We start from the raw sequence: 12598 nt of genomic DNA on the forward strand, positions 1-12598 counted from the left end.
TACCCGAAAGCAGGCACCTTGCCCTTGCGTCCCTCGGAGCACCCGCGGCCCCGGCACTTCCTCGTCCACTTCTCGGACACGCACTTCATGGTCCCCGGGGCCCTCCTCGGCGGCGTCGCCGACGCCCGGGCTCACCTCTCGCGCCAGCTCGAGCAACTGGAGGCCACCGGAGTGCACCCCGAGGCGCTCCTCTTCACCGGGGACCTCGCCGACCGGGGCGAGCCGGAGGCCTACCGGAGCCTGCGCGCGGTCGTCGAGCCCGTGGCGGAACGACTGGGGGCAGAGGTGATCTGGGTGATGGGCAACCACGATGACCGCGGCACCCTGCGGACCGAGTTGCTGGGGGCACGCCCCACCGATGAGGCCCTTGACCATGTCGTCATGCTCGGCGGCCTGCGGGTCGTCGTCCTGGACAGCACCGTGCCGGGGTACCACCACGGCGAGCTGACCGCCGAACAGCTGCAGTGGCTGCGGGACACCCTCGCCACGCCGGCGCCGGAGGGCACCCTGCTGGCGCTGCACCACCCCCGGTGCCGTGCGTCCAGGACCTGGCAGTGACCGTCGAGCTCCGCCGACAGACCGAGCTGGCCGCGGTCCTGCGGGGCTCCGACGTCCGGGCCATCCTGGGCGGACACCTGCACTACTCGACCTCGGCCACCTTCGCCGGCATCCCCGTCTCGGTGTCCTCCGCCAGCTGCTACACCCAGGACCTGCTGACGCCGGGCCGCGGAACGCGAGGCCGTGACGGGGCGCAGAGCTTCAACCTGGTCCACGTCTACGACCACACCGTGATGCACTCCGTGGTGCCGATGAGCGACCACCCCACGGTGGGCCGCCATGTCGGCGCGGCCGAGACCGCCGAACTGCTCGAGGCCGCCGGTCTCGTCATCCCCGAGGCCCTTGCCTCATCCACCACCTAGGGCCCTGCCCCTCCATCACACCGTCAACCAACGATCCGGAGAAGAACCCATGGCCTTCCGTGCCCGCCGTCCTGTCACCACCCTGCTCGCTGCAGCCGTCGTCACCGCCGGTCTGGCAGCCCCGACCGCTGCTCTCGCCGCCCCGAGCTACCCGGACATCCCGGGGCAGGACCGGCCCAAGACCATTGAGCAGATCCAGGATGAACTGACGGACCTCGGCCCCGACGCTGAGCCGCTGATCGCCGCGCACCGCGCTCAGTGGCACGAATACCCGGAGAACTCCCTGCCCGCCATCGAGGAGGCCATCCAGGACGGAGCCGAGATCATCGAGCTGGACGTGGAACTCACCGCGGACGGCGTGCCCGTGCTGATGCACGACACCACGGTGGACCGCACCACCAAGGCCACCGGGGCCGTGGGCGACTACACGCTGGCCGAGATCAAGGACCTGCGCCTGCTGGACCACATGGGCCGGGACGACAACGCCGTTGAGACCCAGTACCAGATCCCCACGCTGGCCGAGGCCATGGAACTGGTGAAGGGCCGGGCCATGGTGAACATCGACAAGGGCTGGCCCGAGCGTGAGGAGGTCGCCGCCGTCCTGGAGCAGACCGGCACCGCCGACCATGCGCTGATCAAGGGCGCCCCGAGCGTCGACGCTGCGGTCGAGTTCATGACCGAGTATCCGGACATCGAGTACATCCACCTGGTCAACGACGACAACTGGCAGTCCGTCGGGGACTTCCCGGCCGAGCACCAGCCGATCGCCTACGAGGTCGTCTTCAACACCGACGACGATGCCCAGGCCGACCCGGCGTTCCTGGAAGACCTGGGCCGGAAGGGCCGGATCTGGGTCAACACCATGTGGGACAGCCTGGCCGCCGGCAACACCGACGAGGCCTCCATCCGCTCCGTCGAGGACCTCGGCTGGCAGAACCTCGTCGAGAACTACTCCGCCTCGATCCTGCAGACCGACACCATCGAGGCCATGGACTTCTGGCGCGACGGCGGCGACATGGCCCGCTACCAGCGACTGCCCGGGGTCAACACCGTGCGCATCGAGGCCGAGGACGTCACCGAAGGGGAACCTGGCGTCGACTTCTGGGACGTCGATGCCAACCGGTGCGCCGCGACCTCGCCCGGGTTGGCCTTCATAGACGTGTGCGACGGCTCGACCCTCAACCACACCCGGGGTGGGCTGGCGCTGGCGCACATCGAGGGCGGGGAGTTCCTCACCTACGAGTTCGAGATCGCGAAGCCGGGCAACTACGACGTCGTCACGCGCGCCGGAACCCAGTACGTGGACGGTGGCACCCTGGAGATGACCTGGGACGGTGAGGACACCATGACCCACACGGTCCCGCAGACCTCCCACCTGGGCGCGTTCTTCCGCAGCGAGGCCGGCACCCGCTGGTTCGACAAGGGCACCCACACCCTGAAGGTCGCCTTCCCGGAGGAGGCACGGCAGGACCTGAACCTCGACTACCTCCAGTTGGACTACGTCGGCCGTTGACGCACTGGGCGTCCGCCGCAGAATAGGGGGTGCTCACCGGCTTCCACTGACGGTCCCACCGGGCGGGGCCGGGTGCCGGCCGGTCGTGCTCCTCTGGTACGGGCCCTCGTGCCCCCGGCATTGGACGGATGGCACAAGGAGCCGCCTCCGCTTGGGCCATCGGTCCAAAGGCCGCGCCCCCGCCCACCCCTACCGTGGAGCCCAGCCCAGGACACCACGCCACGGAGGGAACGGTCGGATGACGACGTCGGAGACGGGACGCAGCGCGCGCACGGACACCCAGCGGCCCCTGGAGGGGGTGCTCGTCGCGGACTTCTCCCGCGTGCTCGCCGGCCCGCTGTGCACCATGACCCTCGCGGACCTCGGGGCCCGGGTCATCAAGGTGGAGCGGCCCGGGACCGGGGACGACACCCGCGGCTGGGGCCCGCCGTGGTCCGCCACGGGCGCCACCTACTTCGAGTCCGTGAACCGCAACAAGGAGTCGGTGTGCCTGGACCTCGCCGACCCGGAGGACCGGGCCCTGGCCCGGGAGCTCGCGCTGCGGGCGGACGTGCTCGTGGAGAACTTCAAGCCCGGGGGACTGGACCGGCTGGGCCTCGGCTACGCGGAGCTGGCCGCGGAGAACCCGGGGCTGGTCTACGCGTCCATCTCCGGCTTCGGCGCGGCCGGAGGCCGGGACATCCCCGGCTACGACTTCATCGTGCAGGCCCTCGGTGGGCTGATGAGCATCACGGGCGAGGCCGAGGGCTCGCCGTACAAGGCCGGCGTCGCACTCGTGGACGTGCTCACCGCCAAGGACGCCACCATCGCGGTGCTGGCCGCGCTCCGGGCCCGGGAGCACACCGGGCGCGGCAGCCACGTGCAGGTCAACCTGCTCTCGAGCCTGCAGGGCGCCCTGGCCAACCAGGGCCAGGCCTACCTCGGCGCGGGCACGGTGCCCGGCCGGATGGGCAACGCCCACCCTCGATCGTGCCGTACCAGCTGCTGGAGTGCGCGGACGGCCCGCTCGCCGTGGCCTGCGGCAACGACGGGCAGTTCGCCCGCCTCGCGGCCGTGCTGGGGGACGCGGACCTCGCCCGGGACGAGCGCTTCGCCACCAACAGCGCGCGGGTGGGCCACCGGGAGGAGCTCGTCCCCCGGCTGGAGGCGCTGCTCGCCGCCGCTCCCGCCCGCGAGTGGCAGGAGCGGCTGACCCGGGCGGGCGTGCCCGCGGGCCGGGTCGCCGGGATCGACGAGGGCCTGGCGCACGCCGAGGCGCTCGGGCTCGAGCCCACCATCGAGGTCCACGACGCGTCCGGCGCCGCCGTCGGCCGGCAGATCCGCCACCCGGTGACGTGGGAGCCGCCGCTGGCGCCGCGCACGCAGGCCCCGCCGCGGCTCGGCGAGCACACCGAGCAGGTGGTGTCCTGGCTGCGCGACGGCGGCGCCGCCTCGGCGGGACCGGCGGCAGTCACGGCGGGGGCCGGGAGGCCCGGCGTCGCCGGGTAGGCCCGCCGTTCCCGGCCCGGCAACTCCCTCGGTCCGGGCGGGGCAGGCGCCCGGCCGCCGTCGGGCAGGTCCGGCCGCTCAGGCGCCGTGCCGGCGCAGGGCCAGCCACAGCGGGGCGAAGACGTCCGGGTCGTCCAGGTCCACGCCGAGCAGCGAGCGGGCGATGCCGATGCGGTGCCGGACCGAGTTGCGGTGCACGCCGAGCGCACGCGAGACGTCCTCCCAGTGCCCGCGGTGGCGCAGGTACTCCGTCACGGTGCCCACCAGGTCGGCGCGGGGGTAGTCCGCCAGGGCCCGCACCCACGCCTCCGCCGGCGTCTCGTCCGCGCCGCCGGTGCCGACGAGCGAGCCCGCCGGGGCCTGGCGCACCGCCTGGCGCAGCGCCGGCAGCGTCCCGGCCACCTCGTCCACGGGGACCGGGTCCCCCAGGGCGCCGGCCAGGCCGCGGGGATGTCCTCGAGGAGGGGCACGACGTCGGCCCCGCCCTGGCTCCCCTCCCGGCCACCGTCCCGGCCACCGTCCCGCCCACCGCCCCCAGGCGCCGTGCGCTCGCCGCCGGACGCCGGGCCGAGGTCGGCGGGCAGCACCAGGTGGAGCACGCCGCCCTCCTCGTGGCGCAGCAGGCACTCCGCCACCGCCGACCCCAGGGGCGGCAGGCCCTCCTCGCGGGCCAGCGCCGGGGCGGCGCGGACGAGCAGGCCGGCGTCGTCCCCGGGCTGCATCCGCAGGCCCAGCACGCGGACCCGCGGCGGCAGGTCGTGCAGGCCGAGGTCCTCGGCCAGCAGGCGGGCCGCCTCGGCCTGGCCGCGCAGCAGCAGCTTGGCCACGACGGCGCCGAGGGCCGCCGTGGTGCCGGCGAGGGCCTCGCGCTGCCGCGCCTTGATCGCCAGCAGGATGCACACGGTGACGATGACCTGCCGGTCCGCGGCCGTGAGCGCCCGCCCCGGCCCGATCGCGAGGAAGCCGTGGATGCGGTCCCCCGAGGCGATCGGGTACTCCACCACCGGCTGGCCGTGGAGCTCGAACGTGGCCACGGAGTGCGCCCCGGCGCGGTGCAGTCGCTGGGTCTCGGAACGCAGCACCGGCAGCCACGCCTCCGTCTGCGCCGGCCAGTAGGTCTCCGGGCCGGGGTCCACGGGCAAGTACGCCGCCCAGCCGCCGAGCGCCTGGGCGATCCCGCGCACCACGGCGGGGGTGGCCTCCGGGCGCATCGCCGCCCGGGCCAGCGCGGTCTGGGTGCCCAGGCTGTTCATGAGGTCGGCCTGGCCGCTGCGGGCCGTCAGGCCCCAGAAGGCGCGGGAGACGGACTGGAAGGGCACGGCGTGGGGCACCGACAGCAGCTCGATGCCCGCCGCCGCGCAGGTCTCCACGAGGTGGGCCGGGACCTGCTCCAGCCAGGGCCCCAGGCCGATCCCCAGGGCGGGCAGTCCGATGGCCCGGAGCCGCTCCACGTAGGCGGCGGTGGTGGCCTCGTTGCCGCCCAGCGGCATGCCCGTGGTCAGCAGCAACTCGCCGCCGTCCAGGAAGGGGGTGGGGTCCTCCAGCTCGGAGATGTGCACGCCGCTGAGCTGGCGGGAGGACGGCGGGCGTCCGCCGACCGGCACGAGGTGGGGGCCGAGTTCCGTGCTGAGCTCGAGGAGGGAGACCATGGATGGATTATCCGATATCCGGGGCCGCTCTGGCCGGAATGCTCAATGACGGATGTCACCGGCCTCCGTAGCGTCGGCGCCATGACCCAGATCGCCGATGCCCCCGTCCACGCCGGCTCCCTGCCGCAGTCCCGCCACCTCGCCACCGCCGTGCCCGGCCCGCGCTCCCGTGCCCTGCACGCCGAGCGCCGCGCCGAGGTCAGCGACGGCTTCGGCACCGTGCTGCCGGTGTTCGTGGAGAGCGCCGACGGCGGGATCCTCCAGGACGTGGACGGCAACCGCCTCATCGACCTGGCCTCCGGGATCGCCGTGACCAGCGTGGGGGCGGCCAACGCCCGGGTGCGCGAGCGTGTCACCGCGCAGTTGGAGCGGTTCACCCACACGTGCTTCATGGTCACCGAGTACGACTCCTTCACGCAGGTCTGCCGCTGGCTCAACGAGCACACCCCCGGCGACTTCGAGAAGCGCACCGCCCTGTTCTCCACCGGGGCCGAGGCCGTGGAGAACGCGGTGAAGATCGCCCGCTCGGCCACCGGCCGGCCGCACGTGCTCGTCTTCGACGAGGCCTACCACGGCCGCAGCCTGCTGACGATGGCCATGACCGCCAAGGACAACCCCTACCGCCTCAACTTCGGCCCGCTGCCGCGCGAGGTGGTCCGGGCCGCCTCCGCCAACCCGCTGCGGCCGTCCGTGACGGGCGCCGTGGCCGGCGCCGGTGCCGCCGGCGAGGCCGGGGCGGCAAGGGACGCCAAGGTTGCCGGGGAGGAGATCGCCGCGCGGGCCCTGGCCTCCGTGGAGGCCACCCTCGCCGAGCACGGCGCCGAGACCTTCGCCGCCATGGTCATCGAGCCCATCCAGGGCGAGGGCGGGTTCATCGTCCCCGCCCCGGGCTTCCTGGCCGGGCTGCGCCGGATCGCCGACGAGCACGGGATCGTGCTGGTCATCGACGAGATCCAGGCCGGCATGGGCCGCACCGGCACCCTGTTCGCGAGCGAGCACGAGGGCGTGGCCGGGGACATCACCCTCTCCGCCAAGGCGCTCGCCGGCGGCCTGCCCCTGTCCGCCGTGACGGGCCGGGCCGAGCTCATGAACGCCGTGCACGCCGGCGGCCTCGGCGGCACCTACGCCGGCAACCCGCTGGCCTGCGAGGCGGCCCTGGCGGTGTTCGAGGAGTTCGAGGACGGGACGCTGCTGGCCCGCGCCCGCGAGATCGAGGCGATCGCCCGCGAGGTGCTCGAGCCCCTGACCCGCCAGACCGCCGTCGTCGCCGAGGTCCGCGGCCGCGGGGCCATGCTCGCCCTCGAGTTCGCCGAGCCGGGGACCCTGGCGCCGCGCCCGGACCTGGCCGCGGCCATCTCGAAGGCCTGCCACGCCCAGGGCGTGCTGACCCTGACCTGCGGCACCCACGGCAACGTGATCCGGCTGCTGCCGCCGCTCGTCATCGGCGCCGAGCTGCTGCGCGACGGCCTGGACGTCCTGCGCGCCGCCGTCCTGGAGGCCGCGGGAGCCGACACCGCCCGCTGACCTCGCCCGCCGACGTCGCCCGCCGACCTCGCCCTCCCGACCACCCCGCCCGCGCCGGCGCCCGCGCCGGCACCGCACCCGACCCCACGGACCGACCCCACGGACCCCGGCCCCCCAGACAAGGACGACCATGACCACCCTCGCCACCGGCCCGGCCGCCGACGCCGCCCTGGACATCGCCGACCCCGCCGACCTCATCGACATCGACTCCCTGCTGACCCCCGAGGAGCTCGCCACGAGGGCGCGGGTGCGCGCCTTCGTGGACGCCGAGATCCGGCCGAACATCGCCGAGTGGTACGAGAAGGCCCACTTCCCGCTGGAGATCGCCCCGGCGCTGGGGCGGCTCGGCCTGCTGGGCATGCACCTGACCGGCCACGGCTGCCCGGGCCGCTCCGCCGTGGAGTACGGCCTGGCCGGCGCGGAGCTCGAGGCCGGGGACTCCGGGCTGCGGACCTTCGTCTCCGTGCAGGGCTCGCTGGCGATGTCCGCGATCCACAAGCACGGCTCGGAGGAGCAGAAGCGGCAGTGGCTGCCGGCCATGGCCGCCGGCGAGGCCGTGGGCTGCTTCGGGCTCACCGAGCCCACGGCCGGCTCCGATCCCTCGTCCATGCGCACCTTCGCCCGCCGGGACGGCGGGGACTGGGTGCTCAACGGCACCAAGCGGTGGATCGGCCTGGCGAACGTCGCCCAGGTGGCCGTCATCTGGGCGCAGACCGACGAGGGCGTGCGCGGCTTCGTGGTGCCCACCGAGACCCCGGGGTTCGCCGCGACGCCGATCGAGCCCAAGCTCTCGATGCGCGCCTCCATCCAGTGCGAGATCGAGCTGACCGACGTCCGGCTGCCCGCGGACGCGGTGCTGCCGGGCGCCGTCGGGCTCAAGGGGCCCTTCAGCTGCCTCAACGAGGCCCGCTACGGCATCATCTGGGGCGCCATGGGCGCGGCCCGGGACTCCTTCGAGGCGGCCCTGGCCTACGCGCAGGACCGGCTGCAGTTCGACAAGCCGCTGGCCGGCTACCAGCTCACCCAGCAGAAGCTCGTGGACATGGCCCTGGAGATCAACAAGGGCTTCCTGCTGGCGCTGCACATCGGCCGGCGCAAGGACGCCGGGACGCTGCGGCTGCACGAGATCTCCGCGGGCAAGCTCAACAACTGCCGCGAGGCCATCGCGATCGCGCGCGAGGCCCGCACCATCCTGGGCGGCAACGGCATCACCCTCGAGCACTCGCCGCTGCGCCACGCCAACAACCTCGAGTCCGTGCGCACCTACGAGGGCACGGACGAGGTGCACACCCTCATCCTGGGCCAGCGGCTCACCGGCATCCCGGCCTTCCGCTGACACCCGGCCCGACACCCGGACTCACACCAGGAGACGATCCCGCATGATCACCGAAGCACCCCCCACCGTCCTGCTGCGCCACCTGGTCGCCGGCTCCTGGGAGGAGGGCACGGGCGCCCCGCTCGTCTCCGCCAACCCCGCCCGGCCCCACGAGGAGGTGGCGCACGGCCTGCAGGCCACCGCGTCCGACGTCGACCGCGCGATGGCCGCCGCCTCGGCCGCCGCCCGGGACTGGGCCCGGACGCCGATGCACGAGCGCGGCGCCGTCCTGGCACGCGCCGCCGGGGCCCTGGAGCGCCGCGCGGACGAGCTGGGCCTGGAGCTGGCGCGGGAGGAGGGCAAGACCCTCGCCGAGGGCACGGGCGAGGTCCTGCGGGCCGCGCAGGTCCTGCGCTACTACGGGGCGGCGGGGGACCGGGCGGCGGGGGAGGTCTTCGCCTCCCCGCGCCGCGGCGAGCGCATCCTCGTGACGCGCCGGCCGCTGGGCGTCGTCGGGGTCATCACCCCGTTCAACTTCCCGATCGCCATCCCGGCGTGGAAGATCGCCCCGGCCCTGGCCTACGGCAACACGGTGGTGTGGAAGCCGGCCAGCACCGTCCCGCTGCTGGCGGTGCGCCTGGCCGAGGCCCTGCAGGAGGGCGGGCTGCCGGCGGGCGTGCTGAACCTGCTCATCGGGCCGGGGCAGCTCGGGGCCGCCCTGGTGGAGCACCCGGGCCTGGACGGGCTGACCTTCACCGGGTCCACCGGCGTGGGCCGGCGCCTGGCCGCCGCCGCGGCAGCCCGGGGCGTGCCGATGCAGGCCGAGATGGGCGGGAAGAACGCCGCGGTGGTCCTCGCCGACGCCGACCTCGACCTGGCCGCCGAGCAGGTCCTGCTCGGGGCGTTCCGCTCCACGGGGCAGAAGTGCACCGCCACGTCCCGGCTGGTCGTGGACGAGGCCGTGGCCGGGGCGTTCCTGGACCGGCTCCGGGCCCGCCTGGACCGCTGGACCGTGGGGGATCCCACCGACGCCGCCACGCACATGGGCCCGCTGGTCAGCGAGTCCGCGGCCGAGGCCGTCCGGGAGGGGATCCGCACCGCCCTGCGCGAGGGCGCCGCCCTGCTCCACGAGGGGCAGGGTCCCGACGGCGGCGCAGCCTCCGCGTGCTTCGTCCCGCCCACGGTGCTGGAGGTGCCCGCCGGCCCGGCGGGGACGGCGAACACGGCCTGGCGCGAGGAGTTCTTCGGTCCCGTCCTCACGGTGGTCCGCGCCGCGGGGGCCGAGGAGGCCTTCGCCCTGGCCAACGACAGCGAGTTCGGCCTCTCCGCCGCGGTGTTCACCCAGGACGTCAGCCGGGTGCTCGACGCGGTGGACGAGATCGACGTGGGCATCCTGCACGTGAACTCCGAGTCGGCCGGGGCGGACCCGCACGTGCCCTTCGGCGGGGCGAAGAGGTCCGGATACGGGCCCAAGGAGCAGGGCGGCGCCGCCCAGGAGTTCTTCACCCACACCACCACCGTCTACCTGCGCGGAGGCACCCCGGCATGAGCGGGACGACCGGGACGACCGGCACCACCGCGACGACCGGAACGGCCGGGACGATCGAGCACGTCCTCGTGGTGGGCGCCGGGGCCATGGGCCGCCAGATCGCCATGACCGCGGCCCTGGCCGGGTGCCGCACCACGGTCCAGGACATCTCCGCGGACATGCTCGGGGCGGCCCGCGCCGAGCTGGAGGCCTGGGCCGAGGGGCGGGTGGCCAAGGGCCGGCTGGACCGGGACGCCGCGGACGGGGCCCTGGGCCGGCTGGCGTGGAGCCCCGACCTGCCGCGGGCCGCGGCCACGGCGGACCTCGTCATCGAGGCCGCCACCGAGCGGCTGCCGGTGAAGACGGAGATCTTCACCGCCCTCGGCCGGCACGCCCCGGCGCGCGCGATCCTGGTGACCAACTCCTCCACCCTGGGCTCCTCCAAGGTCGCCGACGTCACCGGGCGGCCGGAGAAGGTGTGCAACCTGCACTTCTTCAACCCGGCCCTGGTGATGGAGTGCGTGGAGGTCGTCCGCCATGAGCGCACCTCGGAGGACACCGTGGAGACGGTCATGGCGTTCGCCCGGCGGCTGGGCAAGCGCCCCGTCCTGCTCTCCCGCGAGGTCCCCGGCTTCATCGCCAACCGGCTCATGGGCGCCGTCCAGCGCGAGGCCCTGGCCCTGGCGGAGGCGGGGGTCGCCAGCCTGGAGGACATCGACACCGCCGCGCGCACGGCCCTGGGCCACCCGCTGGGCCCGTTCGAACTCATGGACCTGGTCGGCCTGGACGTCGTCGCCTTCATCGCCGAGGCCATCCACGCGGAGACCGGGGACGAGGCCGACCGGCCGGATCCCGCCGTCGCCGCGCTGGTCGCCCGGGGCCGGCTGGGGCGCAAGAGCGGGGCCGGGTTCTACGACTACGCCGGGAGCTCCTGACCGCTGCCGAGCCCTGGCCTGCGGCGTCCCCGGACGGGGCGCCGCCTGTGGCATGCCCAGGGCGCGGTGCCCCCCGCCGCGCTGACCTGCGGGGCTGGATGATCCGTCCAGACCGCTGGACGAGTCGCCCAAGGAGGGACCCCCGCCGCTGACTACAGTGATCCGGGTCACAAACCGACGAAAGGCAGCAGCATGGCGCTCCGCACCCCTCCTCCGCCGGCTCCGCAGGCACACCCCCAACCGGCCCTGAAGAAGGTCCTCAACCGCTGGGACACCCTCGCCATCGGGGTCGGCTCCATGATCGGCTTCGGCTGGGTGGTGCTGACCGGGGACTGGATCACGACCGCCGGTCCCCTCGGCGCCGCGCTGGCCATGGCCGCCGGCGGCGCGATCATGGGCGTGGTGGGGCTGACCTACTCGGAGCTGGTGGCCGCGATGCCCCGCGCGGGCGGTGAGCACAACTACCTGCTGCGGGCCATGGGGGCCCGCTGGTCCTTCCTGGGCTCGTGGGCGATCGCCGGCGGGTACATCACGATCGTCGCCTTCGAGGCGGTGGCCCTGCCCAAGACCGCGCTGTACCTGTTCCCGGACCTCAACCAGGTCTTCCTCTGGGAGGTGGCCGGCTCCGAGGTCTACCTGACCTGGGCTCTCGTGGGCGTGGTGGCAGCGGTCGTCATCACGGGGATCAACATCCTCGGCGTGAAGCTCGCTGGCGCGGTGCAGACGTTCGTGGTGCTGTTCCTCTTCGCCGTCGGGGCCCTGCACCTCCTCGGCGCCCTGACCAACGGCGAGCCGGCGAACCTCGAGCCGCTGGTGTCCAACGGCGCCGCGGGCTTCTTCGGGGTGCTCATCGTGGTCCCGTTCATGTTCGTCGGGTTCGACGTCATCCCGCAGGCCGCGGAGGAGTGCGACCTGCCCCCGCGCCGCATCGGCCGCTACGTGGTCATCTCCGTGCTCATCGCCGCGGCCTGGTACGTCATGGTCATCCTCACCACGGCGTCCGGCCTCTCGGTCGGCCAGCTCGCCACGAGCGAGCTGGCGACGGCGGACGCGATGGGGGCCCTGTTCGGCACGCCGGCCATGGCCAACCTGCTCATCGCCGGCGGCATCGCGGGCATCCTGACGTCCTGGAACTCCCTGCTCATGGGCGCCTCCCGCCTGCTCTACGCCATGGCGGAGTCCGGCATGCTGCCGCGGTGGTTCGGCACGCTCCACCCCCGGTACGGCACCCCGGTCAACGCCCTGCTGTTCATCGGCGTGCTGTCCCTGCTGGCCCCGTTCTTCGGCTCGGCCATGCTGGGCTGGCTCGTGGACTCCGGCTCGCCGAGCATCGTGATCGCCTACCTGCTGGTGGGCGTCGCCTTCGTGATCCTGCGCCGCCGGGAGCCGGACATGGACCGCCCGCTCCGCGTCGGCGGCCGCGGCAACGGCGGCCTGGTCATCGGCGGGGCGTCCGTCCTGCTGTGCGCCGGCCTGCTGAGCCTCTACCTGCCGGGCATGCCCGCCGGGCTGGGCGCCGCCCCGTGGATCCTGTTCGGGCTGTGGTGGGTCCTCGGCGCCGCCTTCCTGCTGCGGGTCCCGCGGGGCATCACCCCCGGTCCCGACGCCGAGCACCGGCTGCTCGCGCTCCTCGCCTCCCGCCGGGGCCGGGAGGTGCCCGCCCCCGCCGAGCTCGTCGGCCGGTGACGCTGGGACGGGGCGCCTCGACGCCCCGTCCCCCGCCGGC

The 12598-nt window shown here is 74.2% G+C and carries 8 protein-coding genes and 2 pseudogenes; 8 read left to right on the plus strand and 2 right to left on the minus strand.

Annotated elements, in window-relative coordinates:
• The first annotated feature begins 18 nt into the window (after positions 1-18).
• The 3 genes and pseudogenes from E7744_RS01325 to E7744_RS01335 all read left to right on the plus strand — a co-directional run bounded on the left by E7744_RS01325 (position 19) and on the right by E7744_RS01335 (position 3921).
• Positions 19-920 (plus strand): annotated as a pseudogene (locus tag E7744_RS01325) (phosphodiesterase).
• Positions 921-969: 49 nt separating this feature from the next.
• Positions 970-2433 (plus strand): glycerophosphodiester phosphodiesterase family protein, encoded by a 1464-nt coding sequence (locus E7744_RS01330; RefSeq protein WP_168199714.1) that lies wholly within the window; start codon positions 970-972, stop codon positions 2431-2433.
• A gap of 346 nt (positions 2434-2779) precedes the next feature.
• Positions 2780-3921, plus strand: a pseudogene (locus E7744_RS01335) (CaiB/BaiF CoA transferase family protein).
• A 78-nt stretch (positions 3922-3999) separates the two neighbouring features.
• On the opposite strand, the gene E7744_RS16055 reads toward E7744_RS01335, so the two are convergent.
• Positions 4000-4185 (minus strand): helix-turn-helix domain-containing protein, encoded by a 186-nt coding sequence (locus tag E7744_RS16055; RefSeq protein ID WP_246858501.1) that lies wholly within the window; start codon positions 4183-4185, stop codon positions 4000-4002.
• The gene (locus E7744_RS16445) at positions 4173-5570 is read right to left on the minus strand and encodes a PucR family transcriptional regulator ligand-binding domain-containing protein (protein WP_138424632.1); all 1398 of its coding nucleotides are present in this window, start codon (positions 5568-5570) and stop codon (positions 4173-4175) included. Before E7744_RS16445 ends, E7744_RS16055 begins: the two co-directional genes overlap by 13 nt.
• Before the next feature lie 81 nt (positions 5571-5651).
• On the opposite strand from E7744_RS16445, the gene E7744_RS01345 reads away from it, so the two are divergent.
• The 5 genes from E7744_RS01345 to E7744_RS01365 all read left to right on the plus strand — a co-directional run bounded on the left by E7744_RS01345 (position 5652) and on the right by E7744_RS01365 (position 12558).
• Positions 5652-7094, plus strand: a complete 1443-nt coding sequence (locus E7744_RS01345) for an aminotransferase class III-fold pyridoxal phosphate-dependent enzyme (RefSeq protein ID WP_246858601.1) — start codon at positions 5652-5654, stop codon at positions 7092-7094.
• Positions 7095-7224: 130 nt separating this feature from the next.
• On the plus strand, positions 7225-8430 hold the full coding sequence (locus tag E7744_RS01350; protein WP_137772563.1) for an acyl-CoA dehydrogenase family protein: 1206 nt from the start codon (positions 7225-7227) through the stop codon (positions 8428-8430).
• Positions 8431-8473: 43 nt separating this feature from the next.
• Positions 8474-9958, plus strand: a complete 1485-nt coding sequence (locus E7744_RS01355) for an aldehyde dehydrogenase family protein (RefSeq protein ID WP_137772564.1) — start codon at positions 8474-8476, stop codon at positions 9956-9958.
• Complete coding sequence (locus E7744_RS01360; protein WP_137772565.1) at positions 9955-10872, plus strand: 3-hydroxyacyl-CoA dehydrogenase family protein; 918 nt, start codon at positions 9955-9957, stop codon at positions 10870-10872. The genes E7744_RS01355 and E7744_RS01360 overlap by 4 nt, the downstream gene beginning before the upstream one ends.
• Before the next feature lie 192 nt (positions 10873-11064).
• On the plus strand, positions 11065-12558 hold the full coding sequence (locus E7744_RS01365; protein ID WP_137772566.1) for an APC family permease: 1494 nt from the start codon (positions 11065-11067) through the stop codon (positions 12556-12558).
• The last annotated feature ends 40 nt before the right edge of the window (positions 12559-12598 follow it).

The organism is Citricoccus sp. SGAir0253 (assembly GCF_005877055.1).
Classification (GTDB): Bacteria; Actinomycetota; Actinomycetes; order Actinomycetales; family Micrococcaceae; genus Citricoccus.